A 26,828-nucleotide genomic window follows, 5' to 3' on the forward strand; every position below is an offset into this window, starting at 1 on the left:
GAACAGATATGACGCCCATAAAGTTGAAAGCAATATGAAGACCACTTCAAATTCCGATGAGGACTTATGGCTATCGTTGAAATCGAGGAAATCCCGGCGCTGCTGAAGCCCGGTCAGACGATTGCCGGATTGGACCTTGGCACCAAAACCATAGGCGTCGCCGTTTCGGACCTCGGTTTCTCCTTTGCCAATCCGCGTCCAGTCATCAAACGCGTGAAATTCACGCTCGATGCGCAAACGCTTTTGAAGGCGCTGGAGGCGGATAGGGTCGGCGTGATCGTGATCGGCTTGCCTATGAATATGGACGGCACTTCCGGTCCCCGTGTTCAGGCAACCCGCGCTTTCGTGCGCACCATGCAGCCGCTGACCGATCTGCCCTTCGTGTTCTGGGATGAACGGCTGTCCACCGTTGCCGCTGAACGCGCGCTGATCGGCATGGATGTATCACGCGGCAAGCGCGCCGAACGCATCGATTCGGCTGCTGCTGCCTTCATCCTGCAAGGCGCGCTCGACCGCCTGCATCTGATCAGGCGGTCGGAAGCCGATGACGATTACGACGCCGGATAAAGCTGGTCGAGAATGCGCATCGCATCATGGCGCGCATCGAGCATGCCATAGGTGCTGCGCCACTGGCCGCCGAGCCGGGTTTCGATGAAGGCATCGGCAATGTCGTCAGCGCCGAGCTGGCGCAATTCCGCCGCCGCAGCCGCATAGGCAAGCTGTTCCGTCAGAAGACGGGCAACCCCCTGATCGCTTTCCGTCAGTTGCAAAGCAGCGCGCAGAACGTCGATGGTGCCCTGCCCGCGCTGGCCAAGTTGTCCGCCGATCCATTCCAGCACTTCGTCAAACAGACCGGGCGCACGCGACAGCACCCGCGCCACGTCCAGCGCCATGACATTGCCAGAACCTTCCCATATGGCGTTGACCGGCGCTTCGCGATAGGCGCGGGCTAGATTGCCGTCTTCGATATAGCCGTTGCCGCCAAGACACTCCATGGCTTCGTAAAGCAAGGCAGGCGCAATCTTGCACACCCAATATTTCACCACCGGCGTCATGCAGCGGGCGAAGGCAGCTTCGGCGCGATCACCAGCCGCCATGTCAAAGGCGCGGGCAAGGCGCATGGAAAGCGCTGTCGCACCAGCAACATCCAGCGCCATATCGGCCAGAACACGGCTCATCAAAGGCTGCTCGATCAGAGACTTACCGAAGACCTCGCGGTGACGGCAGTGGTGCACGGCCTCGGCCAGACCGGAGCGCATCAGGCCTGCCGATGCGACGGCACAATCAAGCCGTGTCAGCGTTACCATGTCCATGATGGTTTTCACGCCCTCGCCCGGATTGCCGATCAGCTGGCCGATCGCGCCGTCGAACTCGACTTCCGAAGAGGCGTTGGACTTGTTGCCGAGCTTGTCCTTGAGACGCTGGAAGGCAAAGCCGTTGCCTTTACCTTCCGAAGTGAGGCGCGGAACCAGAAAGCAGGAAAGCTGCTCATCGACCTGCGCCAGAACCAAAAACGCATCCGACATCGGCGCAGACATGAACCATTTATGCCCGGTGATCGTATAGGTGCCGTCCTCATTGACTGTCGCGCGGGTCGTGTTGGTGCGCACATCCGTGCCGCCCTGCTTTTCCGTCATGCCCATGCCGAGCGTGACGCCGTTTTTGCCGAGCGCGGGCTTTTGAGAAAAGTCGTATTTGCGCGACAGGACCGCCGGAGACCACTCTTTGTAGATGTCCGGCGCGCCCATCAATGCCGCAAGCGAGGCGCTTGTCATGGTGAGTGGGCAAAGGTGCCCGGCCTCAAGCTGTGCGGTCAGATAAAAGCGTGCGGCGCGCGCCTGATGACGGCGACCGGTTTCAGCCGGATTGTCTTCCCAGATCGAGCAATGCAGGCCCTGGGCGATGGAGCGGCGCATGAGTGCGTGATAGGCCGGGTGATATTCGACCAGATCGATACGGTTGCCCTGCCGGTCATGGGTGCGCAGCTTTGGCAGTTCCGTATTAGCCAGTCGCGCCAGATCCTGCGCTTCCGCCGACAGCACGAAACGCCCTGTCTGTTCCAGCTCATTGTGGAGCTCTTTTGGAAAACGAGCCGCAATCTGCATCAGAAGCGGATCGCCCAGATATGCATTGGTGCCTGTCATGGGCGGCGTCTGGTTGGTGACTTCGTGCGTTTTCAAAGGCTCATTCCGTGCTGTTCGTTTTGTTCAACTTAACCGTCTTGCACCGCATTTGCTAAAAATTTGCCATCCATTCCCGAATTTGTCGCTCAAACGACACAGGTTTTTCTTGGGGAATCGGCAGATGCCGTTATAAGGACGGTTGCGGGCTTAGTGCTATGGTCCTATACGGGTGACTTGCCATGATAAAAGAACCGGTCTCTCCGCTTTTCCCTCACCGCCACCTGCTTGGTATCAAGGGGCTATCGCCCCTGGACATTCTCTGCCTCCTTGATCTTGCCGATCAGGAAATCGCCGTATCCCGGCAGCCAGAGAAGAAAAAGTCCGTGCTGCGCGGTCGCACGCAAATCAATCTTTTCTTCGAAGCATCGACGCGAACGCAATCGTCGTTCGAACTGGCCGGTAAACGGCTCGGTGCCGACGTGATGAACATGTCGGTCGGCAATTCGTCGGTCAAGAAGGGCGAAACGCTCATCGATACGGCGATGACGCTGAACGCGATGCAACCGGATATTCTGGTCATACGCCATGCGTCCGCCGGAGCTGCCGCCCTGCTCGCGCAAAAGGTCGGCTGCTCGGTCGTCAATGCGGGCGACGGCGCGCATGAACATCCCACACAGGCCCTGCTCGATGCGCTGACGATCCGTCGCGCCAAAGGCCAGATCGAAAACCTGATTGTCGCCATTTGCGGCGATGTGCTCCACTCACGTGTGGCGCGCTCCAACATTCTGCTTCTCAACGCCCTCGGTGCGCGCGTGCGTGTCGTCGCGCCATCCACGCTTCTGCCTTCCGGCATGGCGGATATGAGTGTCGAAGTCTTCAACTCGATGGAGGAAGGTCTGAAAGACGCCGATGTGGTCATGATGTTGCGCTTGCAACGCGAGCGCATGGCAGGTGCCTTCGTGCCGTCGGTGCGTGAATATTTCCGCTTCTACGGCCTCGATAAGGAAAAACTGAAACACGCCAAGCCTGACGCGCTCGTCATGCATCCCGGTCCGATGAACCGTGGCGTCGAAATCGCCTCGGATGTCGCCGATGGCCCGCAGAGCGTCATCCAGCAGCAGGTGGAAATGGGCGTTGCGGTGCGCATGGCCGTGATGGAAGCCCTACTCGATCCGCGCCGAAATCCAAGCAACGGAGAAGCAGCATGAGCGCCGTTCTGTTTGAAAATGCGCGCATCGTCGATCCGTCACGCGGTCTCGATGAAACCGGCAGTGTGCTGATCCGCGACGGCAAGATCGTTGCCGCCGGAGCGGATGCCCGTAATCAGGGCGCACCGGAAGGTGCGGAAATCATCGATCTGGACGGTAAGGCAGTTCTGCCCGGTCTGGTCGATTCGCGGGTGTTTATCGGCGAGCCAGGCGCAGAACACCGCGAAACCATCGCTTCAGCCAGCCGCGCTGCTGCCGCGGGTGGTGTGACTTCTATCATCATGATGCCGGATACCGATCCGGTCATTGATGATGTGGCGCTGGTCGAATTCGTCAAGCGCACCGCGCGGGATACGGCCATCGTCAATGTGCACCCGGCGGCTGCTATCACCAAAGGGCTGCATGGCGAAGAAATGACTGAGATTGGTCTGTTGCGCGATGCCGGTGCGGTCGCCTTCACCGAAGGCCGTCAGACAATAGCCAATACGCAGCTGATGCGCCGCGCACTGACCTATGCCCGCGATTTCAACGCGGTCATCGCCTGCGAAACCCGTGACCCCTATCTCGGTGCCAACGGCGTGATGAATGAAGGCCTGTTCGCAAGCTGGCTCGGCTTGTCCGGGAGCCCGCGTGAAGCCGAGGTCATCCCGCTGGAGCGCGATCTGCGCCTCGCCGCGCTGACCAACAGCAATTATCACGCGGCACAGCTTTCCTGCGCCATGTCGGCAGAAGCCATGTGCCGTGCCAAGGACCTTGGCGCCAAGGTGACGGCAGGTGTGTCGATCAACCACTTGTCGCTCAATGAGAACGACATTGGCGAGTTCCGCACCTTCTTCCGCCTGTCGCCGCCGCTGCGCAGTGAACAGGACCGGCTTGCCATGGTCGAGGCGGTCAAGAACGGCACGATCGATATTGTGGTCTCCGCGCATGATCCGCAGGACGTCGACACCAAGCGCCTGCCCTTTGCGGATGCAGAAGCCGGAGCCATCGGCCTGGAAACGCTTCTGGGCGCAGCCCTTCGTCTTTATCACAATGACAGCATCCCGCTGTTGCGTCTGGTTGAAGTGCTGTCTACCGCCCCGGCGAAGATTTTCGGCCTCGATGCCGGTACGCTGAAGCCCGGCGCGTCGGCAGACCTTGCCATTGTCGATCTCGACGAGCCGTGGATTGTGCGGGAGGAAGAGCTGCATTCGCTTTCGAAGAACAGCTGTTTTGAAAGCGCCCGCTTTCAGGGTCGCGTTGTCCGCACTATAGTCGCCGGCAAGACCGTTTATTCGGCATAAGAATCCATAGTCCCGACAGGAGAACTCTTTTCGGGACCTTGGATAACAATAAAAGCCAGAGGGAATCTATATGGCCGAAACCGGTTTCTTTAATCTCGTGCACATCGCGACACTTATTTTCGGCTATCTCCTCGGTTCCATCCCCTTCGGGCTGATCCTGACCCGACTGGCGGGCTTGGGCGATGTGCGGTCCATCGGCTCGGGCAATATCGGCGCAACCAATGTGCTGCGCACCGGCAACAAGAAGCTCGCCGCTGCGACGCTCATTCTCGATGCGCTGAAGGGCACCTTTGCGGTGCTGGTCGCATGGCGCTATGGCGAAGGTGCCGCGATTGCTGCGGGCTTTGGTGCCTTTATCGGCCATCTCTTTCCGGTATGGATCGGCTTCAAGGGCGGCAAAGGCGTTGCCACCTATCTCGGCATTCTGATCGGCCTGGCATGGCCCGGCGCCTTGATCTTCGCCGCTGTCTGGATCGTAACCGCAATTGTCACGCGTTATTCGTCGCTATCCGCGCTTCTGGCCAGTGTCATCGTGCCGATTGGCCTTTATTTCAAAGGCGACCACGCGATTGCGGGCCTGTTTGCAGTGCTGACAGTGATCATCTTCTTCAAGCACCACGCCAATATTAAGCGGCTTCTGAACGGCACAGAAAGCCGGATCGGAGCCAAGGGGTGATGGAGGGCGCGAATTCAAAAGCCGGAATTCGCCTCTCAGATCGCCAGAGATTGAACTGGCTGCGCCTTATTCGCACCGACAATATCGGTGCGGTTACCTTTCGCGACCTTATCCTTTTTTGCGGTTCCGCCGCCAATGCGTTGGAGCGGCTACCCGATCTCAATATCCGGGGCGGCAGCACCAGACCACTTCGCATTACGCCGATGGAAGATGCCGAGCGTGAGCTGGAGGCAATTGAGCGCCATGGCGCTCGCCTCGTCGGCATGGGCGAACCGGATTATCCCGCGCAACTGAAGAACTGCGAAGCGCCGCCGCCTTTGGTGATCATCAAGGGCGGTGAGAACGTGTTCCGCAAGCCACCCGTTGCCATCGTCGGCTCGCGCAATGCTTCTGTTGTGGGTGCGCGCTTCACGGAGAAACTGGCGCGTGATCTCGGCGATGCGGGCTTTGCCGTGATTTCCGGGCTCGCGCGTGGCATTGATGCCGCCGCACACAAGGCCAGCTTGGCAAGCGGCACGGTCGCCGTGCTGGCCGGAGGGCTGGATCGCCCCTACCCGCCTGAAAACCTGCCGCTATACCGCGCAATCCCCGAACATGACGGCGCTTTGATCACCGAAATGCCGATGGGCGCAGAACCGCGATCCCGCGATTTTCCGCGCCGTAACCGCATCATTGCCGGGCTTTCGCTCGGCCTGATCGTTGTGGAAGCGGCGGAACGCTCCGGTTCGCTGATCAGCGCGCGGATGGCGGGCGAAATGGGCCGCACGGTTTTTGCCGTGCCCGGCTCACCGCTGGACCCACGCGCCCGTGGCACCAACGCGCTCCTGAAACAAGGCGCAACACTGGTCACCGGCGTGGAAGATGTGATCGAGGCACTCAATCCGATCTTGCGACCGCAAGACCTTTTTAGCGCTGAAGTTCCACAGGCTGACGGTAACCATCAACTGGAAGAACCGCTGGATGAACTGCCCGCGCTCATGACGGATGAGGAACGTTACCGCATTATGGATGTCCTTGGTCCGAGCCCGGTCGATATCGATAGTCTTGTCCGCCATACCGGCATTGGTGCCAGTCAGGTCCAGCTTATTCTGCTGGAATTCGATCTGGCCGGTCGCCTTGTGCGCTATCCCGGTAATCAGATCGCCCTCCTCCCCGAGGGGTAATCTGTGCCCCGCCCGTTCCTTTAATGATTTCGCTTCCCCTCAATCAGATCCTTCGCCTCTTCCGAAGCCATTTGAATCATGTAAGCCAATAAGGGATTGTCTGTCTTCTTTGCCAGTTTCCCAAGTTCGCCCAGCATCTGTTCTATATATACGAGGGTCTCAGGATTATCTTCACGACGTTGCTTCATGCTGCCCCCAACAAATAAGCAAGTAGCTTTATTAGAAAATCACTATGCAAATTATGAACGCTCCGACCATATTTGGCTCCAAATCTACCAAAAGTTACATATCTAGCAATCACTATTTATAGTTGTATTTCGCGATTTTTTGTCTCGCACTCTTGACCAAACGCCGCCCTCTGTTCATGTGGAAGGCAACAAATATGACGCGGTTGGGAGGCAAAACGCCTCTGCGGGGCGCGAATCTGGGCTGTTTTAAATGAACGTCGTTGTTGTCGAATCGCCTGCCAAGGCGAAAACTATCAATAAGTATCTGGGCTCGAACTATAAGGTTCTGGCATCGTTTGGTCACGTGCGAGACTTGCCAGCCAAGGATGGTTCGGTGCGTCCGGACGAAGATTTTGCCATGTCGTGGGAAGTGGACGGCAATTCCTCCAAGCGACTGTCAGATATCGTCAAGGCGCTGAAAGACAGCGATGGCCTCATTCTCGCAACCGATCCGGATCGCGAAGGTGAAGCCATTTCCTGGCACGTGCTGGAAGTGCTCAATCAGAAAAAGGCGCTGAAGGGCAAGACGGTCAAGCGCGTCGCGTTCAACGCCATTACCAAGAAGGCCGTTCTCGACGCCATCGCCAATCCGCGCGATATCGACGAGCCGCTGGTCGATGCCTATCTTGCGCGTCGTGCGCTCGACTATCTCTTCGGTTTCACGCTTTCGCCGGTTCTGTGGCGCAAGCTGCCGGGCGCGCGTTCGGCTGGCCGCGTGCAGTCCGTCGCCCTGCGCCTCGTTGCCGACCGCGAGTCGGAAATCGAGCGGTTCATTCGCGAAGAATACTGGAACATTGCCGCTCTTTTGAAGACGCCGCGCAGTGACAGCTTCACAGCGCGGCTGACCGCCGTGGACGGCAAAAAGCTCGGCAAGCTTGACATCAAGAATGGCGAACAGGCAACTGGCATCCGCACTATGCTGGAAGGCGCAAGCTTCAAGGCTATTTCGGTCGAAGCCAAGCCGACCAAGCGCAATCCCGGACCACCTTTCACCACTTCGACCTTGCAGCAGGCCGCTTCCGGCCAGCTCGGTTTCTCGGCGTCGCGCACCATGCAGGTGGCGCAGCGCCTTTATGAAGGCGTGGATATCGGCGGCGAGACTGCCGGTCTCATCACCTATATGCGTACCGACGGCGTGCAGATGGCGCCGGAAGCGATCACTGCCGCACGTCAGGCCATCGGCGACACATTCGGCGCAAAATATGTGCCGGAAAAGCCGCGCTATTATTCCAGCAAGGCCAAGAACGCGCAGGAAGCGCACGAAGCCATTCGTCCGACCGATTTTTCGCGTCATCCGAAGGAAGTGCGCCGTTATCTCGATGAAGATCAGGCGCGGCTTTATGAGCTGATCTGGAAGCGCGCTATCGCCAGCCAGATGCAGGCCGCCGATATCGAGCGCACCACGGCTGACATTGAAGCCGTCAATGGTTCGCGCTCGGCAATGCTGCGCGCCAATGGCTCGGTGACGAAGTTTGACGGCTTCCTTGCAGCCTATATGGATCATCGCGAGGAAGAGGACGACGACGAGGACAGCGCAAAGCTGCCGGAGATTCGCAGCGGCGAAGCGCTGGCACGCGAAAAGATCGATGCCACCCAGCATTCGACCGAACCACCGCCGCGTTATTCGGAAGCCTCGCTGATCAAGAAGATGGAAGAGCTGGGCATCGGTCGTCCTTCGACCTATGCCGCCACGCTCGCCACGCTGCGCGACCGCGAATATATCAGCATGGACAAGCGCAAGCTGATCCCGGAACCGAAGGGCCGTCTGGTCACGGCTTTCCTTGAAAGCTTCTTTGATCGCTATGTCGAATATGATTTCACGGCGAGCCTTGAAGAGAAGCTCGATCTCATTTCCGATGGCAAGCTTTCCTGGAAAGATGTGCTGCGTGACTTCTGGCGCGATTTCTCCGGCTCGGTCGATGACATCAAGGAACTGCGCGTTACCAATGTTCTTGATGCGCTGAATGAGGAACTGGCGCCGCTGGCTTTCCCCGCTCGCGAAGACGGCAGCGATCCGCGTTCGTGCCCGACCTGCGGCACCGGCGTGCTGTCGCTGAAACTTGGCAAGTATGGCGCGTTTGTCGGCTGCTCCAACTATCCCGAGTGCAAATTCACCCGCCAGCTCGGTGGCGAAGCCAATGGCGAGGCAGCAGCAGCCGACGAACCGAAGTCGCTCGGCAAGGATCCGTTTACGGGTGAGGAAATCACTGCACGGACAGGCCGGTTTGGTCCCTATATCCAGCGCGGCGAAGGCAAGGAAGCCAAGCGCGCCAGCCTGCCGAAAGGCTGGACGCTGGATACGGTCGACCATGAAAAGGCTGTGGCCCTGCTGTCGCTACCACGCGATGTGGGCCAGCATCCGGAAACCGGCAAGATGATTTCAGCGGGCATCGGGCGTTATGGGCCTTATGTCAGCCATGACGGCACATTCGCCAATCTGGAAAATGCCGAGGAGGTGTTCTCGGTTGGTCTCAACCGCGCCGTTTCGGTGCTGGCAGACAAGCAGTCGAAGGGCGGTCGCGGGCGTTCGACACCTGCGGCGCTGGCAACGCTTGGCGACCATCCGGATGGCGGGTCGATCACGGTGCGCGACGGACGCTATGGTCCTTATGTGAACTGGGGCAAGGTCAATGCGACTTTGCCGAAGGGCAAGGACCCGGCAAGTGTCACGCTGGAAGAAGCGCTGGCGCTGATCACCGAAAAGGCTGGCTCGACCAAGGGCAAGAAAGCCCCTGCCCGCAAATCTGCCGCCAGTACGGAAAAGAAAGCCGCAGCCAAAAAGCCGACAGCAAGGAAAGCGCCCGCAAAGGCAAAAGCCGCTCCGAAGGCTAAGAAGGCCGCAGCGGCAGAGGAGTAACAATTGGCACGTCGTTTTCCCAAACCCGATTCCGGTCGATCCGCACGGACCGAACGGCGTGCAGCACAGGCGAAATCAGAGGCGCATGCGGGTGATCCGCATGCCTTTCTGCCGACGCGTGAGGAAGTCCTCAAATATATTGAGGAAAATCCTGATCGCGCTGGAAAGCGTGAACTTGCCAAGGCGTTCAATATCAAGGGCGATGCACGGGTCTATCTGAAAGACCTGTTGCGCGAACTGGCCGATGACGGTCTTGTCGAAAAGCGTGCACGCAAGCTTTCACGTCCCGGCTCATTGCCAAGCGTCACCGTACTGGATGTCACGGGACGCGACGAGGATGGCGGGTTGCTGGCCCGTCCAGCCGAATGGGACGAGGCCGCCTATGGCAAGCCGCCCGTGGTGCTGGTGCGCCGCACGCGGCTTAACAAGGCGTCCGAAGGCGGTCCGGCGGTCGGTGTCGGTGACCGCGTTCTCGCGAAGATTTTCCGCAATGAGGACCGCGACGGACCGGACTATACCGCGCGCGTGATGAAGCGGCTCGAACACCGCACCGATGCGGTGCTGGGCGTTGTACGCAAGCTTGGCAATGGCGAGTGGCGGCTGGAGCCTGTGGATCGCAAGCAGGCGGAAGTGCAGCTTGACCCTGCCCAACTGGAAAATGCCGAAAGCGGCGATTTGGTGGAAGTCGAACTGATCTCGTCGCGCCGTCAGGGGCTGCCGCGTGGCAAGGTCCGACAGGTGGTTGGTTCTATCGATAGCGAAAAGGCGCTGTCGATGATCGCCATCCACGAACATGAAATTCCGCATGTGTTCCCGGATGAAGTGATCCGCGAATCCGAAGATGCCAAGCCCGCGACGCTCGATGGCCGCGAAGACTGGCGCGCGGTTCCGCTTCTCACCATCGACCCGGCCGACGCCAAGGACCATGACGACGCCGTCTATGCGGAGCCGGATACCGACCCGGAAAACCCCGGTGGCCAGATCGTTATCGTGGCGATTGCCGATGTGGCGGCCTATATACGCCCCGGTTCGGCGCTGGACCGGGAAGCTTTGAAGCGCGGCAATTCCGTCTATTTCCCGGACCGGGTTGTGCCGATGCTGCCGGAGCGCATATCGAACAATCTCTGTTCGCTGCGCGAGCTGGAAGACCGCCCGGCCTTGGCTGTGCGGATGGTCTTTGCCGCTGACGGCAGAAAGAAATCGCACAAGTTTCACCGCATCATGATGCGCTCTGCCGCCAAGCTTGCCTATGGTCAGGCTCAAGCCGCCATTGACGGCGCGACAGATGACAAGACGGCACCGATCCTCGATAGTGTGCTGAAGCCGCTTTGGGCAGCTTATGCGGTGTTGAAGCGCGGGCGGGACGCCCGCGAGCCGCTGGAACTCGATCTCCCTGAAAAGAAAATCCTGCTGACGCCGGATGGCAAGGTGGACAAGGTGATCGTGCCGGAACGTCTCGATGCGCACAAACTCATCGAAGAGTTCATGATTCAGGCCAATGTCGCGGCAGCTGAAACACTGGAAGATCATCGTCAGCCATTGATCTTCCGCATCCACGACGAGCCGGCGCTTGCCAAGCAGGAAAGCCTGCGCGAATTTCTGCGCACGCTCGACCTCAATCTCGCCAAGGGCGGGCCGCTGCAACCATCGCAGTTCAACCGTATTCTGGTGGCTGTCGAGGACACCGATCATCAGGAACTGGTCAATCAGGTCGTGCTGCGCACGCAGAGCCAGGCCATATACAGCCCTGACAATATCGGGCATTTCGGGCTGCATCTGCGCCGCTATGCGCATTTCACCTCACCAATCCGCCGTTATGCCGATCTGATCGTGCATCGCGCGCTGATCAAGGCGCTGAGGCTTGGCAAGGACGGAATAACGACCGATGAGGAAGCGCGCCTTGAGGAAATCTCCGCGCTGATTTCCTCAACCGAGCGCCGCGCCATGCTGGCAGAGCGTGAAACCGTGGATCGTTTGATCGCGCATTTCCTCGCTTCACATCTCGGTGACGAGTATGAAGGTCGCGTGACGGGTGTTACCCGGGCCGGTCTTTTCGTGAACCTTGCGACATATGGCGCGGATGGACTGGTGCCCATTTCAACTTTGGGTCATGAATACTATTTATATGACGAAGCCAACCATGCGATTGCCGGAGAAAGAAGCGGAAAAGGCTTCCGCCTCGGTGATACTGTCACGGTCAGGCTGGTTGAGGCGCTCCCCGTTGCGGGCGCGCTTCGTTTTGAGATGGTATCGGAACCGCATCCCCTGCCGATGTCGACGCGCTCGCATCACAAGGCAACCCGGACGATGCGCGGACGAAAGGGCAAGCCTTCGGGCATCCCGCGTCACAAGAAGAGAGGTCGGTAATGAGCACGCTTGAGGCCAATTCCGCGCAGAACATTCAGGTTTTCGGTGGCGAAACCAGCAGAAAAGCCCATCCCAAGCGCCCGCTTGGCGAGGCCATGTGGCGCGGTTTCCGCTGCCGCTGTCCGCATTGCGGCGAAGGCAAGCTTTTCCGCGCTTTCGTCAAGCCGGTCGCCAAATGTTCCGTCTGTAACGAGGATTATACCGAACAGCGTGCTGATGACCTTCCGGCCTATCTGACGATTCTGGTTGTCGGTCACATCGTGGTCGGCGCTTTCATGGGCGTGGAAGCCACGACCAACCTTTCGCTGTGGGCGCATATGGCGATCTGGGGACCGCTGACGGTCATTTTGTCGCTCATGCTGCTCCAGCCGCTCAAAGGGGCAACCATCGGCCTGCAATGGGCGCTTTACATGCATGGTTTCGGGGGCAAGGGCGAAGGCGACTACGGCGACGTGACCTGATCCGGCTATCATGACCGTGACAGTTTCCACGCCCTTGGCTGAACAGAAGAAGAAGGTGCTGCGCCCGCGCGACGCAGCCTCACTGCTTTTGATCGACCGTTCATCCGGCAAGCCCCGCGTGCTGATGGGCAAGCGCCATCACAGCCTTGCCTTCATGCCGGGAAAATTCGTGTTTCCAGGCGGACGTGCCGATTCAATTGACGGCGCGATTTCAGCTTCGAGCGAACTCAGCCACGACGACACCTTGAAACTTCTGAATGGCATGGGTTCCCGCCCGTCGATGCGTCGCGCCCGCGCGCTTGGCCTCTGCGCCATCCGCGAAACATTCGAGGAAACCGGGCTGCGTGTAGCGCATCCGGTCAACGCCGAGTCTTCCGCCGAACCGCCGTTTGGCCTCCCGGCTAATCATCAGGACTGGCGGGCCTTTCTCGGTCAGGGTGCTCTGCCCGCTTTGTCCAGCCTGCGCTATTTTGCGCGTGCCGTGACCCCGCCGGAACATGTCCGTCGATTCGATACACGCTTCTTCATCGCATTTTGCGACAGCCTGCCGGAATTCGGCAAACAAAAGCTCGCACCGAGCGGCGAGCTGGAAAATCTCGACTGGGTATCGATCGATGATGTGGGCAAACTCGATCTCGCTCGCATTACCCAGATCATCCTGGAGGAAGCACAAAATCTACTGTCTGAAACACGCCTTGATTTGCCTGCCGCCCTTCCGGTGGTGCAATACCGTGTGCGGCACGGCCGCTTTGTCCGTGAAGTGATCTGACCTGATGAATACAGAAATTCCAGCAACCGACCGTGCTTCTGCCAAAACAAGCACGGAAGGCGTGAACGGCGCTCTTCCGCAGGAAGGCCAGATGCACTGGCGTTCGCTTGCTGCGGCCATTGCGACCATCAGCGCAGTGGGTGCAGCTATCGGGCTGGGCATTCCGCTTTTGAGCGTGCTGCTGGAAGCCCGCGGTCATTCGGCAAGCCTTATCGGCGCCAATACCGCTGTTGCCGGGCTTGCCTCGATTGCCGCCGCCCCCCTCGCCGCTCCGATTGCGGCGAAGCTCGGCGTGGTCAGAGCCATCTTTCTGATGCTCGTCATCGGCGGTATTGCCTTCCTCGGCTTTCATTTTTTCCAGCCGCTCTGGGCATGGTTCGCGTTGCGCATCGTGCTGCATTTCGCGCTGACGGTGCTGTTCGTCCTGTCAGAATATTGGATCAATGCATCAGCACCACCTGAAAAACGCGGACTGGTGCTTGGGATCTATTCCACGTCGCTCTCGCTCGGTTTCGCGCTCGGACCATGGCTTTTCTCAAAGATCGGCAGCGCCGGTGGCCTACCATTCTTCGTTGGATTCGCAATCATCATGATTGCGCTCATCCCGGTGACAATTGCCTGGCGCGACAGCCCGGATTTCGAGGAAGGTGAACATGTTCCCTTCCTGCCGTTTATCTTCGCCGTGCCAACCGCGACCATGGCGGTCTTCGTCTTTGGTGCCGTGGAAACAGGCGGCTTCGCGCTTTTCCCGGTCTTTGGCGCGCGCATTGGCTATCCGGAAGCGGATGCTGCGTTGTTGCTGACGATGATCGGTCTCGGCAATGTGCTGCTGCAAATTCCGCTTGGCATCATCAGCGACAAGATTCCCGACCGCCGCAAGCTTCTGCTGTTCTGCGCAGTCACAGGCCTCATCGGCATGATCGCGCTGCCCTATCTGATGCAACACTGGTATCTGATGGCGGGCGTGCTGTTCCTGTGGGGTGGCGTGGTGGCTGGTCTCTACACGGTCGGTCTTGCGCATCTTGGTTCCGAACTCACAGGCCGCGAACTGGCGTCGGCCAATGCCGCCTTCGTGTTCTGCTATGCAATTGGCATGCTGGCAGGCCCGCAGGCCGTGGGTGTCGGCATGGATGCTTTCGGCCCGGCAGGTTTTTCGTGGACGCTTGGGGTATTTTTTGCCGCATATGCGATCTTTGCAGCAGGAAGACTGCTTTTCAGAAAGAAGCGGACTTGACTTTTCGGCCCCAATCCGTAGTTATGCGGCGAATTTCCGCTGCCGGGTGAATTGCCGGAATCGCTGGCGGTTACCATCCATAGAGTATGACCCCGGAGAATGGGAGCCCGATAAGCGGGTCCGGTTTCCGAAAAGGTGATGCTCCGGCAAAGTTAAAGAGCAGGTATTTCGATATGGCCAAGGCTACGACGATCAAGATCAAGCTTTTGTCGACCGCTGACACCGGCTTCTTCTACGTTACGAAGAAGAACAGCCGCACGATGACGGAAAAGATGACAAAGACCAAGTACGACCCGATTGCGCGCAAGCACGTCGAGTTCAAGGAAACGAAGATCAAGTAATTCGTTTCCCGCGTTGCCCATGCGGTGACCGGAATCAAAAAAGCCGTCTCTCACGAGACGGCTTTTTGTTTTTGATCTGCTGTTTATCAAAACATTCAGGCAGCCGAAGCGACAACGCGATTCCGACCATTCTTCTTGGCAAGATAAAGCGCAGCATCAGTTCTGTCGAACAGCGCTTCCACGCTGTCGCCGATCAGGCGCAAGCCAGCCAGACCGACACTGATCGTCATATTGACCTTGTGGCGCCCGCTAGCGACCGAGAAAGGCACTGCCTCCACAGAGGTGCGGATACGCTCTGCAACGGCTGCACCAGCCTGCAAATCCGTATCCGGCAGCACGACGATGAACTCCTCGCCACCATAGCGACACATCAGGTCCATACCGCGGATATTCTTGCGCAGGCGCGATGCGAATTCGCGCAGGACATCGTCGCCAGCATCATGCCCGTACTGGTCGTTGACGCGCTTGAAATAGTCGAAGTCGATCATGATGACCGTCAGCGGGCGCTCCCGGCCCGTGGCGCGGCTATAGAGCACCGGCATATGCGTATCGAGATAGCGGCGGTTGTGCAGCCCCGTGAGATCGTCCGTTACCGCCATGGTGATCGAGCGGTTCAGGCTCTGCCGCAGCAGATCATTGTAGCACTTGCGCTTGATCTGCGTGCGCAGCCGCGCAAAAAGTTCCAGCTTTTCCAGCGGGCGCATCAGATAATCGTTAACGCCAAGCTCCAGCGCGCGAACAACAAGCGCGCCTTCGTCTTCCCGCACAATCAGGATGATCGGCACCAGTCGGGTACGCTCGATGGTGCGCAATTGGGAGCAGAGGCGCAGCGGGTCGTAATAGGTGAAAGCCGCCGAAACGACGATGCTGTCATAATCCGCCTCGATGGCCTTGATGAGAGCAGCATTGGCGTCTGTGGCGATATCGACCCGATAGGTTTCGCCCAAAATAACGCGCAGCCGTGCTGCCGCCGTTTCATCCTCGTCCACAACGAGGATGCGGGCGGCATCCTGCAAGTTCGGACCGGAACCAGAAACCTTGGCTGAAAGCAGCGCCTCCACCTCGGCATCGGCCACGCTGTTGCTGCGCTGGAACAGTTCGTCCGAGACCAGCTTCAGGCGGGCGAGGCTTTTCACGCGCGACATCAGATGGAGATCATTGACCGGCTTGGAGAGAAAATCATCTGCACCCGCCTCCAACCCACGAATCTTGTCTTCCGGGCGGTCAAGCGACGTCACCATGACCACAGGAATATTGGAGGTGCGCGGGTCGTCCTTCAGCTTGCGGCAAACTTCGAAGCCATCCATGCCCGGCATGAGAACATCCAGCAGGACAACGTCAATCTGCCCGCCTAAGCAGATTTCGAAAGCATCTGATCCGTTATAAGCGCTGACAACTTCGTAATACTCAGCAAGCAGCCTTGCCTCCAGAAGCTTCACATTGGAAGCCACATCATCGACGACGAGAATTCTGGCAGTCATGATCCCCCTCGCCTGGTCGAGCCTAAGCGTCGCCCAGATAAGACTTTATCGTTTCTATAAATCTTGGAACAGAAATTGGCTTGGATATATAGGCCTCGCATCCGCCCTGCCGGATGCGTTCCTCGTCGCCTTTCATGGCGAAAGCCGTGACCGCGATCACCGGAATATGGCGCAGTTCTTCATCGTCTTTCAGCCACTTGGTCACTTCCAGACCTGAGACTTCCGGAAGCTGAATATCCATGAGAATGAGATCTGGCCGGTGTTCGCGTGCGAGATCAAGCGCCTCTAGACCGTTTCGTGTCCGGATCGTTTCGTATCCGCTGGCTTCGATAAGATCGCGAAACAACTTCATATTCAATTCGTTGTCTTCGACGATCATTACGCTTTTCGTCATCGAAACTTCCCTGGGGCAACTGCCCGGCCCGATTATTCATTCATCTACTGGCATTGGCTGACACCAAACAGTGTGTGCACCGACATTCCCCTCGGTCCACTCTATGATTTAACCTCATTTCATTGACGAAAGGCAAATAATTCCGTTGTCGCTACAAGGACCTGCATCTTATATGAAAACAATTGCAGGCCCGCGTGGCGGCTGCATGGATCGGCTGAAATGGAGGTGACGATGAAAACGCTTATGAACGAAACAGAAGCGCAGGGTCTCGCCATTGAAGCTTTGGCCTGGCTTGCGCAGGACAAGGATTTACTCCCGCGCTTTCTGGCGCTGACGGGCATCGAAGCCTCGTCCATCCGTCAGGCAGCGCGTGAGCCGGGCTTTCTGGCCGGTGTGCTGCAGTTTTTCTTAAGCCACGAGCCAACGCTGATGCGCTTTTGCGAAGAAACCGGGCGTGACCCGGCTATCATCCAGAAAGCGGCGTCTTTCTTGCCCGGCGGTGCGGGCCAGCATTTGCAAAGCGGCGCCGACTGATTCGACCGACACCGCCCTGTTTTTGCGCTGAAATCAGGCTGCGCTCGGCCCGGTGACGACCTCTTCCGCCGCGGACACATTGAGAACGTTCAGCTCATGCGCCCGCCCGTCGCGTGCAGTCCATGAAATCGACTGGCCGGGTGCAAGCCCGATCAATGCCGTGCCAATCGGGGTCAGAATCGAAACCTTGCCCTGTGCAATGTCCGCCTCGCCCGGATAAACCAGCGTCACGCGGCGCTCATGTCCGTCATTGGAACGGAATTCGACCACCGAACCCATATGCACCACATTTTGCGGCAGCCGCTTGGCAGGCACGACCTTGGCGCGGTCAAGTTCGGCCATCAGCTCGTCGGCGATTTCCTCGTGCTGCTCGGCGACGCTGTTGGCCAGCCCCATCAGGCGCTCGTAATCGACGTCGCTGACGACAATATTGGGCTTCTTGCGATTCTTGACGCTCATGGCGATAGCTCACTGTTATAAAAGATAAATATCTCCGAGCATGATGGCTCGAAGCGGATTATTGGGATGTTTTCATGAAAGCGCTTGTCGAATTCGCTTGAGGCAAGCGACGAACCATCCCCCGGAGTCCTTCTGCGCTAGGCAGGACTCGAGGGCCTTTATCCCGCGATCGGTTGAACCCGATGGAGTATGGCGGCGAAACGGTTGTTCATAACACTAAACTTGGTGATATCGCTGCCAATGTCAAGAGCATGACGGTTGCGCGCGCCTCTGCCAGTGGCGTGGCGCGGGATTGGTGATATACAAAGCATGTTCCTTTTATGTTCGTTTGAGCAGGCTTCATCGAGTCGAAGCTGGGCCAGACGACGAAGCTGCGCATGTGGACGATGGTTGAGAATTTCGCCGGAAACAGTTCGGAGCAAGGCTTATGTCGCGACTGCCTGTCGCTACAGAAGAGTGCTTCGGTGCGCCGGTGTTATTCCTGCGGCAGCCCGCGCCTGGTGCGACATCCGGAATTGTACAAGCTGACGCTGGCGCATATCGATTGCGACGCCTTCTACGCTTCTGTTGAAAAGCGCGATAATCCTGAATTGCGCGACAAGCCGCTCATCATCGGCGGCGGCAAGCGCGGCGTCGTTTCGACAGCGTGTTACCTCGCCCGTATTCATGGTGTGCGTTCGGCGATGCCGATGTTCAAGGCGCTGGAAGCCTGTCCCGAGGCGGTCGTTATCAAGCCTAATATGGAGAAATATGCCCGCGTGGGGCGCGAAGTGCGCCAGCTGATGCGTGATCTCACCCCATTGGTTGAGCCGCTTTCCATTGACGAAGCGTTTCTCGATCTCAGCGGTACAGAACGGCTGCACAAGGCGCCGCCCGCCTTGGTTCTCGCACGCTTTTCCAAGCGCGTGGAAAGCGAGATTGGAATCAGCGCATCCATCGGCCTGTCCTATTGCAAATATCTCGCCAAGGTGGCCTCCGATCTGGAAAAGCCGCGCGGGTTTTCCGTTATTGGAGAAGCCGAGGCGCTCGATTTTCTGCGCGATAAGCCGGTGAGCATGATCTGGGGCGTCGGCAAAGCATTTGCGGCCAAGCTGCAAAGCGACGGCATCCGCAGCATAGGCCAGCTCCAGACGATGGATGAAGGCGGGCTGATGAAGGCCTATGGCACCATGGGCCAGCGTCTCTATCGCCTGTCGCGGGGGCAGGACAGCCGACGGGTAGAGCCGGAACATGATATGAAAAGCGTTTCGGCGGAAACGACCTTCAGCACCGATCTTTCCACTGCGGCCGATCTGGTTCCTGTTTTGCGTGCGCTTGCAGAAAAAGTATCGCGACGGCTCAAAGCAGGCGAAATTGCCGGGCGCACTGTCGTCCTCAAGCTCAAGACGCAGGACTTCAAGCTACGCACCCGCAATCGCCAGCTTTCGGACCCGACCCAGCTGGCTGACCGCATTTTCCGGCATGGATTGCAGCTTCTGGAAAAGGAGCTGGATGGCACCAAATTCCGGCTGCTTGGAATCGGTGTCGGCGAGCTATCCTCAAGCGACCGGGCTGACCCGCCAGATCTGGTCGATACGCAGGCCACAAAGCGTGCTGTCGCCGAAACCGCGATTGATCGCCTGCGCAACAAGTTCGGGCTGAATGCAGTTGAGACCGGCTATACTTTCTCAAAAGGTAATCTCGCCCGCACGCAGACACCATCCGACCGCGATCATGACGACCACGACTGAGTGATTGGCGGCCTGACGGGAATTCACCGCGTTATCCGACTTGTTTCCGCTTTAGACTCACGGTTCAATTCCCGCAGCTAAAACATGGAGGTTAAAAATGCTGACAGGCCCATTGTGTCGAGCAGGCCGCGCGCTCGTTGAGATTTCACGCGATAACCTCGCCAAACTATCCAAGGTGGATGCATCGGTTATCGAAGATTTTGAGCGGAAGATCGACAAGCCGTCCGCTGAAACGATCAATCAGCTACAAAGCGCGTTGGAAGATCTCGGCGCAGTTTTTATCCCGGAAGATGAACGCGGAGTTGGCGTTCGCTTGAAATTCACCGCCTCCGAAGCCAAACGCATAGCGATCCTCGAAGGCGAAGGCGGCATCATAGCCCAGGATGACGTCACCTGACACATTGGTGCCGTGGCCGTTCAAAGAGCCGTTTGTACTGCGAACGCCGGATTTCGTTTTGATACACTATCTGCAGGCATAAGCATTAAGGCAGAACTCTCTTGCGGGAGAGCACATGTGAGCGTCTGCCCCGCCTAAACGGGGCAAATCATTCAACCGCCGAAAATGGTCCGTCCACCGCTGAAACCCGATCCCGAACTGGTCGTAAATCCGCTCCTGTTCTTGCCGCCCGCGACAATGACCCCGGTAGATTTATCGGACTTTACCGTCTGGGTATCCAGGTTTCCGTTCGTTGGCGCGGTCGCAAATGCAGTTCCTGCCATCATGAATGCACCAACGGCTAACAAAGCTATGGTCTTCATCGTTCCTCCTTTGCTGGCCCCGCCAGCTGACGCCGATATACGATGAGATCATGCGGGCGTTGACGCACAATCCGGCGTTTAGAAAACGCCAGATTTGGCCTCGATGATATACGGCACATGCCGTATTTCGGCATCTAGACGCCCTCCACAGTATTGAAATTTCAGTCAGTTACTAAGCCGGGGCGAACATATTGCGGAGGCTGAGAGCCAAAAGACGGCATGGTTTGCCACACCCGATCAAAGTGCGGCAGAACACCGTGTGAATAGATTGCCACACCCAAGAAAATAAAACCTTGGATATCAACCGCTTACAGTGATTTTGAGAAAGAGATGGAGGCCTCGCCCGGAATCGAACCGGGGTGCAAGGATTTGCAGTCCTCTGCGTAACCACTCCGCCACGAGGCCTTCCTGAGAGCGTTTCCAAATCAATTGGTTCGGCTCTGCGCAGTTCCAATATTGATCCCTGCCCACTTCGTCAAGCGATTCGAGCCCTTTGTGTAAAAAATCCTTGGTGTTTTCTCTTGGCCTACGAATGAACGCCTGCGGCCAGTGTGATTGGGGAATTTTAGAACATTACGATCTGTTAACGCATTGGAAAGGACAGGCTGTGCAACAATAAGGCCATGAGACAAGCGCCGACATGGAGACGAGTGAAGCACGCGGCTTGCTTCGTTTTGCGCGTGGCCATGCTGGCCGCCCCCATTCTGCTGGCATTAGCGGCTTTGACCATGGTGACCAATCCGGACGGTAACAAACCGCCGGTTCCCGACAAGGGTGTTTCCGGCGCGACAGCGCCGACCGGAAATTGATCCCTCGTCGGCAATCTGACGTTACAAATTGCAACAGCTGGAAACCTCGCTGCCGAATCCTGGATTGAAATGGCTCGTAGAGTGCCGCAATCGTTCAATTGCGGAGATGATTTATGGCCAAGCTGCAGTTCTTTTTTGCAAAGGCCTTGCCCTATATGGGAACAGGCTTCATGCTCGTCAATTTTCTGGCTTTGCTTTACGCCGTCACCATACGCGGATGATTTCATGACGATTAGAAGCGAAAAGGGCGCCGTAGCGCCCTCTTTCATTTGACGACGTGCCAGACGCCGCCCTTGCCGTCGCCTTTAACGTCACCCATCTTCATGTCGTCGTGGTAACGATAAAGCGGCATTCCCTTGTAAGCCCACATATCCTTGCCGTCCGTGGCTTTGACGACAGAAAAGTCGCCGTCCGATTTTGCGCCTTTGTCGGCATGAAATGCAGGCCACATCTTCAGGCATTTGGCATCGCAGGACGATTTACCGCCTTCGTCCTTGTCAAACGTATAGAGCGTCATGCCCTTCGGCGTGGTCAGTATTTTGCCGGACTGGCTATCCATCATCTTGGCAGGTTCGGCTGCAAACGCGCCAGCCGTCGATAGCGCGACCAATCCGATCGCTAGAAGCATCGTTTTCACGGCATATCCTCCTTGGTTCGGAAGACAGGCATATGATCGTTTATAGTTCCGCCTGTTCTTCCGATCGGGAGTTTGCGCCCCGTTGCAGCCCGAAATATGGCGCTGCGATTCGGAAGCAAAGAATCAATTAGCCGGAACCGGACAACTGAGATCACCCTCTTCGCAGCTTAGATAAGTCCGCAGTTGCTTATTGCGCTGCTCGGTCAGGTCGGTTTTGCAGCTGGCAACAAGCATCGGATAGATGCTGCCACCGGAAGAATTGCCCGCATTGAAACCGCATTCGGCATCTCTGAATGCAATCCATGCGCGCTGGGCTTTGACAAACCGCGCCTTTCCATCTGCGTCATCGGCAAGACGCTTCTGGATTTCCCTGAAGTTGCCGTTGAGCTTCTTGTCGGCAGCAGAAAAATCATCGCCAGCGCATTGGGTCATCGTGGCCTGATCTTGCGCATTGGCGCATTTTTTAGAGGCCGCCGTCGCAGGCAGACAAAGAAAAAGCGAAGCAAGACCAACAGCTGCAATCCGTAGCATCAATATTCTCCCAAGCGTGACAGTTCCTTTTCAAAAAAAGTATAGCTATGTCAGTTTTAAATGCACATGAAACCGCTAAATTAGGTTAACCGAAAAGAAGCACGCGGAACATCTTTCGGAAGTGGCTTATCGCGCGCCCTCATCTGCGGCTTTTCTTTCAATCCAGTCCCGTGCTGCCTGCCAGCTGCCGAAGGCCATTCGCTGATTGTGCAGCGCGTAGGCGATCCAGCGTTCCTCGGGGTTTTCGCTGTCTTCAGGCATGATGGTGCCGATGCGATTACCATGACTGTCATGCACAGGATAAATCATCAAAACTCCCTCCCCGGAGGTTCCGCGTCGGCGTTGTTTACGGGCCGACCTTTCTGTTTATTGTTTGCGCTCTCGATTGCCAGAGCCGGACGAGCAGTTATTATTGCCCCCCACTATTCAGGGGTTAGGTGGAGACATAAACAATGCTCGCGACGTTTCTAGAATTTCCCACCTATGCCGTCTTTTTGTTTTTCATAGCTTTTGCTCTTATACTATTCGCTATAGGCTATTGCGCGCTACGATATCTCAATGTGCACGCCAAACACGATATTTTTTCCATACCTGCACCAGCCTTTCTCGGAACGATTGCAACCGCATGGGCGCTTTCCATTGGCTTTGTCGCTGCCGACGCATGGTCGCTCAATTCTCGCGCCGATTTTTCGGTGAGCAAGGAGCGCTCTGCCATCCACCGATTGCTGGATACAGCTAACCCCTTGGTTCTCAACGATGAGGAACTAAAGACTGCGGTGCTCAACTATCGCACCATCGTGGTCGACGATGAATGGGGACGACGGAACAACACGGCTTCGACATTGGAAGTGGATCACGCGATTCTGGAGATTCGCGCCATGGTCCAAAAGATTGCGCTTTCGGGCCTGCCCGGTCCGATTGTCTCGCAACTCGTCAATGATTTTGACGAACTTCAGGATGCCCGTAATGAGCGATTGGCGGTGGCGAGCGCGTCGATCGACGAATCCAAGTGGTATCTCGTCCTTTTCCTGACCCTGCTGACAGCCATCACGATTGCTTCGGTCCATGCCGACCGACCGCTTGCCGGGCGGCGTGCCCTGATCCTCTACGTGCTCACAGCCACGATCAGTCTTTGGATATTGGCAAACCACGCAAATCCCTATGTCGGGATGGGGGATCTCAAACCGGACCTGCTCTTCTCCGCACAACGGCACCCTGCGGCTCCAGCGCAGCCCGCTGGCTCGTGATTCATCTCTGGACTGGGGATTGCGGAAAAATCGACTGAACGCTCTCCTGCGCCTGCCTGAAGCCATCAGCATTCAATGACGGTTCTGCGGCCCAATGTGCCACTGCGGCGAAGTGATTCGCGCTCTGCACGTGACGATTTAAAGATGGAGAAATTTGCCTGAACTGAAACGGGTAAAACGCCGTTCAGTCACAGTCCATTGCTAATGCAATGCTTGACTAGTTTTGTGCAAGTGATTGAGATATTAAGCAACTTCAGCAATTGAAGTGGCTCCCCGGGCCGGATTCGAACCAGCGACCAACCGGTTAACAGCCGGTTGCTCTACCACTGAGCTACCGGGGAACAGGTGCTCGTTGCGTCAGCGATGTGGCGTATAGCAAAAGGATTTCGGGTTTGCAAAGGGCAAAATCGTATTTTTTCCAACTTTTTGCATCTGCCTCACGAAACCCTATATTCTCTGGGACATTCAGACGTAAAAAATATGCAGCAGCTGTGGAGAGACCTGGTCCAGTGAACGAAGAAACGAACCCCAAAGCGCCCCGCAAGGTCATTTTGATTCTTGGTCGGCGAATCCCGATTCCCCAATCGGTGATGATGCGCCGCATGTTGGGCGGCACTCTGGTGGCCGGTGGTGCACTGGGTTTTCTTCCTGTGCTGGGTTTTTGGATGCTTCCGCTTGGCCTGATCGTGCTTTCTCACGATTCTCACCGGGTTCGTCGTATCCGCCGGCGCAGCGAAATCTACATCTGGCGCAAATGGGTGCGCCGCAACGCGTCCTCAAATGCCAATGGTGGCACGGGAAACTGATATCTCGCGCCGTTGCAGGCCTGAGCGCTCAACAGAACCAACGCGATAGAAACGACATGGCCCGGCATGAAGCCGGGCCAATCCGAGTCCGCGTATCAGTTGATGGTTCAGGACAGATTCTTCCGCCGCTGCGCGTAACTGCGCCGCCGGACTTCTCCCGGCGTCAGATGGCGATATTTCCGAAGCGCAGTCGTCATGTGGCTCTGGCTGGAGAAACCCAACGTGGCGGCAAGCTCACTCAAGGATATATCGGTCTCGCGCAGGCATCGCTCGGCTTCGTCCAGCCGCAGTCGCATCAGATATTGATGTGGTGTGAGACCGAAGCTTGCGCGAAAACAGGTTGCAAAATGGCCCGCTGAAATCCCGATCAGGGATGCCATGTCCGGCACAGATACCTGCTGGCGATAATTTTCCCTGAGATAATTCTCAATCTGCCGGCAGGCATAATTGCTGAGCCCAAACTGTTGTTTGTTGCTACCGCGGGCGATAGACGCATTGCGCACCAGCACGCCTGTCAGCACCGTGCGGAACGCATCCATATAGGTGCTGCTTACATGAGGTGATACTTGTAGCTCGCCCCAAAGGATCTGCGCCAGTTGCAGGCACTGTCTGTTGGAAAAATGAATTGGCGTCCAGCTATGGGTAGCTTCTTCGCATTCTTCCGCCGAGAAGAACGACGTGTCGAGCGTCACCGTCAGATGCGCGGTATTTTTGGGCCACACAATTGCGCAGCTCATGTGAGCGGGAATGATGAACGTCATACCTGCCGGGCAATTGATGGTCTCCTCAGGCCCCTCAAAGGGCTTCCATCTCAACCCGCGCACCATTTCGAGCACGATGATGGCTATGGTTTCGAGCGAGTGATACGTCCTCTCGCCAATGTCTGAAAAACCGTAATCAATATCGGGTTTGCCACCGCCATCCAGCGATGCCAGCTGCATTGCGTTGATTACTGGCGATGGATCATAAGTAGAAAAATTCATTGAGTTATTCTTCATGAAGATGCTCATATTATCCTCAATCATCAAACCGAAAAAAAGAATAAATATTGGGAGCGCCACGGGTTTAATGGAACGGACTCGAAACCTGTATTCCCCCTGGATTTTAGAAAATCAAAACGGCCTTCCCTCAAAAACCGTGTGAATGCCGCAAATCAATCTTTAGTTGCAATTGAAAGATTATGCAACCGAATTATTGAAGCCGGACAAAACGTGTTGCGGCACGGAATAAGGCTCCGTTGTTGTATCCTTCCTTTGCTCTCATTAGCAGCTTCTCATGTAAATCAGGCGGATATTGGGGCTGTTGCACGCCATTGCATTTTTGCATCCATTGAAAACCGAAATGCAGCGCGGTTTGGGCTTCCTTGACGGCTTCTTCATCGACCTTGAATAATGCACAGGGCCTGTCCGAATTGAATGCAAAGCTGTCCACCTCGGTCGCGCTGCGTCACACCGCTGTAATAAAGGCCCGCTAAACAGGGGGCCACGATGTGGGGGTGCATTCGCGCTGTTTCTGCATTGGAACTGTTTTTGCCGCTTGTCGAGGTCTCATAAAGATGTTTCAATCTGAATTGCACGGCTGTGCAGAAAAAACAGAAGCAGCCGGCGATCCTGGGGAGGAGACGCCTATGCCAGCTTTTCTGGAGGTGGCGAGCGCGCGCGTTCGTTATGGCAATAATGAGGTTCTCAAAGGGGTAGATCTGTCGGTCCGCAAAGGCGAATTCGTTGCCCTGCTCGGATCGTCAGGTTGTGGAAAAACAACCCTGCTGCGTGCAATCGCTGGTTTCAACACGCCCAGCAGCGGCGCGATCAGGGTCAATGGTGCTGATGTGACTCGCCTGCCCCCGGACAAGCGCGGCATGGCGCTGGTATTCCAGTCCTATGCGTTGTGGCCGCACATGACGGTTGCGCAGAACATCGGCTATGGTCTGCGCATTCGCGGTATTGCCAAAGACACGATCAAGCAGAAGGTGCAGGAAGTTGCCCGCCTGCTTGGCCTCGACGCACTGCTGGAAAGGAAGCCCGCAGCTTTGTCCGGAGGTCAGCGCCAGCGCGTCGCGCTGGGTCGTGCACTGGCCATCCAGCCCGACATTCTGCTTCTTGACGAGCCCCTCTCCAATCTTGACGCGCGTATTCGTCTGTCGGTGCGTCATGAAATCAACGCCTTGCAGCGCCGTCTGGGTATTACGGCGGTTCACGTGACCCATGATCGCGAAGAGGCGATGGTCATGGCGGATCGGATCGTGATTCTCAACAATGGCGAGATCGCCCAGGCTGGCGCACCCGAGGAAGTCTACAACCATCCGGCGTCCGATTTTGTGGCCGCCTTCATGGGCGCGGAAAATCTGATTGAACTGCCTGTTGCGATCAAAGCTGACAGGATCGAAATCGCGGCAGGCGCGCATAACAAGGCAAGCACTATTCCAGCCGGAAGGCGCACTCTTTCCGACGGAATCGCTTCCGCGCGCTTCCGCAGCGAAGCTGCGCATCTCGTAAAGCCGGGCACACAGCGCGACAATGCACCTGCCCTCGTCCTCACAGGCAGGGTGGAGCAGACCAGCTATCCCGGCGGCCTTTGGCGACACATGGTCAGCATCGGCGACCGCCATATCATGGTCGATGCGCAGGAAAGCCACCAACCCGGTACGGATGTCGAAATCCAGATACCCGAACAGGCGCTGTTTCTGTTCGACAAGTAGTCCCGCACCAGTTTTGCCGGGCGGCGTTTCGGCT

29 protein-coding genes and 2 tRNA genes are annotated in these 26,828 nt (G+C 57.1%); 18 read left to right on the plus strand and 13 right to left on the minus strand.

The window, feature by feature from the left end; translation table 11 throughout:
• Positions 1 to 66 precede the first annotated feature (66 nt).
• Positions 67 to 567, plus strand: coding sequence for a Holliday junction resolvase RuvX (ruvX, locus tag HWD97_RS10630; RefSeq protein WP_109367347.1), 501 nt, complete (start codon positions 67 to 69; stop codon positions 565 to 567).
• On the opposite strand, the gene HWD97_RS10635 is transcribed toward ruvX, so the two are convergent.
• Complete coding sequence (locus HWD97_RS10635; RefSeq protein WP_121538332.1) at positions 552 to 2,180, minus strand: acyl-CoA dehydrogenase family protein; 1,629 nt, start codon at positions 2,178 to 2,180, stop codon at positions 552 to 554. The two genes, ruvX and HWD97_RS10635, sit on opposite strands and share 16 nt — an antisense overlap.
• A gap of 182 nt (positions 2,181 to 2,362) precedes the next feature.
• Between HWD97_RS10635 and HWD97_RS10640 the strand changes: the two genes are divergently transcribed.
• From HWD97_RS10640 to dprA, 4 genes are all read left to right on the plus strand, one after another.
• Positions 2,363 to 3,331: an aspartate carbamoyltransferase catalytic subunit gene (locus tag HWD97_RS10640; protein ID WP_109367345.1), complete on the plus strand. Its 969-nt coding sequence runs from the start codon at positions 2,363 to 2,365 to the stop codon at positions 3,329 to 3,331.
• Positions 3,328 to 4,614, plus strand: a complete 1,287-nt coding sequence (locus HWD97_RS10645) for a dihydroorotase (protein ID WP_109367344.1) — start codon at positions 3,328 to 3,330, stop codon at positions 4,612 to 4,614. The genes HWD97_RS10640 and HWD97_RS10645 overlap by 4 nt, the downstream gene beginning before the upstream one ends.
• A gap of 70 nt (positions 4,615 to 4,684) precedes the next feature.
• Positions 4,685 to 5,290: a glycerol-3-phosphate 1-O-acyltransferase PlsY gene (gene plsY, locus HWD97_RS10650; RefSeq protein ID WP_109367343.1), complete on the plus strand. Its 606-nt coding sequence runs from the start codon at positions 4,685 to 4,687 to the stop codon at positions 5,288 to 5,290.
• A complete protein-coding gene (gene dprA / locus HWD97_RS10655; RefSeq protein WP_109367342.1) occupies positions 5,287 to 6,453 on the plus strand; it encodes a DNA-processing protein DprA in 1,167 nt (388 codons plus the stop codon). Before plsY ends, dprA begins: the two co-directional genes overlap by 4 nt.
• A 20-nt stretch (positions 6,454 to 6,473) precedes the next feature.
• Here the strand turns inward: dprA and HWD97_RS10660 are convergent, their stop codons facing one another.
• Entirely contained in the window at positions 6,474 to 6,641 is a 168-nt protein-coding gene (locus HWD97_RS10660; RefSeq protein WP_167836084.1) for a hypothetical protein, read from the minus strand.
• A gap of 250 nt (positions 6,642 to 6,891) precedes the next feature.
• Between HWD97_RS10660 and topA the strand changes: the two genes are divergently transcribed.
• From topA to rpmG, 6 genes are all read left to right on the plus strand, one after another.
• The gene (topA, locus tag HWD97_RS10665; RefSeq protein ID WP_121538330.1) at positions 6,892 to 9,537 is read left to right on the plus strand and encodes a type I DNA topoisomerase; all 2,646 of its coding nucleotides are present in this window, start codon (positions 6,892 to 6,894) and stop codon (positions 9,535 to 9,537) included.
• A gap of 3 nt (positions 9,538 to 9,540) precedes the next feature.
• Positions 9,541 to 11,904 (plus strand): ribonuclease R, encoded by a 2,364-nt coding sequence (rnr, locus tag HWD97_RS10670; RefSeq protein ID WP_109367340.1) that lies wholly within the window; start codon positions 9,541 to 9,543, stop codon positions 11,902 to 11,904.
• Positions 11,904 to 12,365, plus strand: coding sequence for a DUF983 domain-containing protein (locus HWD97_RS10675; RefSeq protein WP_109367339.1), 462 nt, complete (start codon positions 11,904 to 11,906; stop codon positions 12,363 to 12,365). The genes rnr and HWD97_RS10675 overlap by 1 nt, the downstream gene beginning before the upstream one ends.
• 10 nt (positions 12,366 to 12,375) lie before the next feature.
• Positions 12,376 to 13,134, plus strand: a complete 759-nt coding sequence (locus HWD97_RS10680; protein ID WP_371835008.1) for an NUDIX hydrolase — start codon at positions 12,376 to 12,378, stop codon at positions 13,132 to 13,134.
• 91 nt (positions 13,135 to 13,225) lie between these two features.
• Positions 13,226 to 14,368 (plus strand): MFS transporter, encoded by a 1,143-nt coding sequence (locus HWD97_RS10685; protein ID WP_109367985.1) that lies wholly within the window; start codon positions 13,226 to 13,228, stop codon positions 14,366 to 14,368.
• Between the two features lie 173 nt (positions 14,369 to 14,541).
• Entirely contained in the window at positions 14,542 to 14,709 is a 168-nt protein-coding gene (rpmG, locus tag HWD97_RS10690) for a 50S ribosomal protein L33 (protein WP_002966024.1), read from the plus strand.
• A 95-nt stretch (positions 14,710 to 14,804) separates the two neighbouring features.
• On the opposite strand, the gene HWD97_RS10695 is transcribed toward rpmG, so the two are convergent.
• Together HWD97_RS10695 and HWD97_RS10700 are read right to left on the minus strand one after the other, a co-directional pair.
• Complete coding sequence (locus HWD97_RS10695; RefSeq protein ID WP_109367337.1) at positions 14,805 to 16,190, minus strand: PleD family two-component system response regulator; 1,386 nt, start codon at positions 16,188 to 16,190, stop codon at positions 14,805 to 14,807.
• 22 nt (positions 16,191 to 16,212) lie between these two features.
• Positions 16,213 to 16,584 (minus strand): response regulator, encoded by a 372-nt coding sequence (locus HWD97_RS10700; RefSeq protein WP_007878616.1) that lies wholly within the window; start codon positions 16,582 to 16,584, stop codon positions 16,213 to 16,215.
• A gap of 231 nt (positions 16,585 to 16,815) precedes the next feature.
• On the opposite strand from HWD97_RS10700, the gene HWD97_RS10705 reads away from it, so the two are divergent.
• On the plus strand, positions 16,816 to 17,118 hold the full coding sequence (locus HWD97_RS10705; RefSeq protein ID WP_109367336.1) for a DUF3572 domain-containing protein: 303 nt from the start codon (positions 16,816 to 16,818) through the stop codon (positions 17,116 to 17,118).
• Positions 17,119 to 17,151: 33 nt separating this feature from the next.
• Here the strand turns inward: HWD97_RS10705 and rnk are convergent, their stop codons facing one another.
• The gene (rnk, locus tag HWD97_RS10710) at positions 17,152 to 17,577 is read right to left on the minus strand and encodes a nucleoside diphosphate kinase regulator (protein ID WP_109367335.1); all 426 of its coding nucleotides are present in this window, start codon (positions 17,575 to 17,577) and stop codon (positions 17,152 to 17,154) included.
• A 386-nt stretch (positions 17,578 to 17,963) separates the two neighbouring features.
• On the opposite strand from rnk, the gene HWD97_RS10715 reads away from it, so the two are divergent.
• Together HWD97_RS10715 and HWD97_RS10720 are read left to right on the plus strand one after the other, a co-directional pair.
• Positions 17,964 to 19,307: a DNA polymerase IV gene (locus HWD97_RS10715; RefSeq protein WP_371835020.1), complete on the plus strand. Its 1,344-nt coding sequence runs from the start codon at positions 17,964 to 17,966 to the stop codon at positions 19,305 to 19,307.
• A gap of 97 nt (positions 19,308 to 19,404) precedes the next feature.
• Positions 19,405 to 19,704 carry a hypothetical protein gene (locus HWD97_RS10720; RefSeq protein ID WP_109367334.1) on the plus strand — a complete coding sequence of 100 codons (300 nt, stop codon included), beginning with the start codon at positions 19,405 to 19,407 and terminating at the stop codon, positions 19,702 to 19,704.
• A gap of 152 nt (positions 19,705 to 19,856) precedes the next feature.
• Here HWD97_RS10720 and HWD97_RS10725 read toward each other — a convergent pair whose 3' ends face one another.
• Positions 19,857 to 20,066, minus strand: coding sequence for a hypothetical protein (locus HWD97_RS10725; RefSeq protein ID WP_109367333.1), 210 nt, complete (start codon positions 20,064 to 20,066; stop codon positions 19,857 to 19,859).
• A 331-nt stretch (positions 20,067 to 20,397) separates the two neighbouring features.
• A tRNA-Cys gene (locus HWD97_RS10730) sits at positions 20,398 to 20,471 on the minus strand.
• 245 nt (positions 20,472 to 20,716) lie between these two features.
• Between HWD97_RS10730 and HWD97_RS10735 the strand changes: the two genes are divergently transcribed.
• Complete coding sequence (locus tag HWD97_RS10735) at positions 20,717 to 20,875, plus strand: hypothetical protein (protein ID WP_167836083.1); 159 nt, start codon at positions 20,717 to 20,719, stop codon at positions 20,873 to 20,875.
• A 265-nt stretch (positions 20,876 to 21,140) separates the two neighbouring features.
• Here HWD97_RS10735 and HWD97_RS10740 read toward each other — a convergent pair whose 3' ends face one another.
• The 3 genes from HWD97_RS10740 to HWD97_RS10750 all read right to left on the minus strand — a co-directional run bounded on the left by HWD97_RS10740 (position 21,141) and on the right by HWD97_RS10750 (position 22,352).
• Positions 21,141 to 21,512 (minus strand): hypothetical protein, encoded by a 372-nt coding sequence (locus tag HWD97_RS10740; protein WP_109367332.1) that lies wholly within the window; start codon positions 21,510 to 21,512, stop codon positions 21,141 to 21,143.
• Positions 21,513 to 21,635: 123 nt separating this feature from the next.
• Positions 21,636 to 22,043 carry a lysozyme inhibitor LprI family protein gene (locus HWD97_RS10745; RefSeq protein ID WP_121538326.1) on the minus strand — a complete coding sequence of 136 codons (408 nt, stop codon included), beginning with the start codon at positions 22,041 to 22,043 and terminating at the stop codon, positions 21,636 to 21,638.
• A 126-nt stretch (positions 22,044 to 22,169) separates the two neighbouring features.
• Complete coding sequence (locus tag HWD97_RS10750; RefSeq protein WP_109367330.1) at positions 22,170 to 22,352, minus strand: hypothetical protein; 183 nt, start codon at positions 22,350 to 22,352, stop codon at positions 22,170 to 22,172.
• Between the two features lie 251 nt (positions 22,353 to 22,603).
• Between HWD97_RS10750 and HWD97_RS10755 the strand changes: the two genes are divergently transcribed.
• Complete coding sequence (locus tag HWD97_RS10755; RefSeq protein WP_235858958.1) at positions 22,604 to 23,290, plus strand: DUF4239 domain-containing protein; 687 nt, start codon at positions 22,604 to 22,606, stop codon at positions 23,288 to 23,290.
• 266 nt (positions 23,291 to 23,556) lie between these two features.
• Here the strand turns inward: HWD97_RS10755 and HWD97_RS10760 are convergent.
• A tRNA-Asn gene (locus tag HWD97_RS10760) sits at positions 23,557 to 23,631 on the minus strand.
• A gap of 249 nt (positions 23,632 to 23,880) precedes the next feature.
• On the opposite strand from HWD97_RS10760, the gene HWD97_RS10765 reads away from it, so the two are divergent.
• Positions 23,881 to 24,096 carry a hypothetical protein gene (locus tag HWD97_RS10765; protein WP_235858964.1) on the plus strand — a complete coding sequence of 72 codons (216 nt, stop codon included), beginning with the start codon at positions 23,881 to 23,883 and terminating at the stop codon, positions 24,094 to 24,096.
• A 107-nt stretch (positions 24,097 to 24,203) separates the two neighbouring features.
• Here the strand turns inward: HWD97_RS10765 and HWD97_RS10770 are convergent, their stop codons facing one another.
• Complete coding sequence (locus tag HWD97_RS10770) at positions 24,204 to 25,106, minus strand: AraC family transcriptional regulator (RefSeq protein ID WP_235858955.1); 903 nt, start codon at positions 25,104 to 25,106, stop codon at positions 24,204 to 24,206.
• Between the two features lie 181 nt (positions 25,107 to 25,287).
• On the minus strand, positions 25,288 to 25,527 hold the full coding sequence (locus HWD97_RS10775) for a hypothetical protein (RefSeq protein WP_124915852.1): 240 nt from the start codon (positions 25,525 to 25,527) through the stop codon (positions 25,288 to 25,290).
• 196 nt (positions 25,528 to 25,723) lie between these two features.
• Between HWD97_RS10775 and HWD97_RS10780 the strand changes: the two genes are divergently transcribed.
• Entirely contained in the window at positions 25,724 to 26,794 is a 1,071-nt protein-coding gene (locus HWD97_RS10780) for an ABC transporter ATP-binding protein (RefSeq protein ID WP_109367327.1), read from the plus strand.
• Positions 26,795 to 26,828 lie beyond the last annotated feature (34 nt).

This window comes from Ochrobactrum sp. C6C9 (genome assembly GCF_022627935.1).
GTDB classification, from domain to species: Bacteria; Pseudomonadota; Alphaproteobacteria; order Rhizobiales; family Rhizobiaceae; genus Brucella; species Brucella teleogrylli.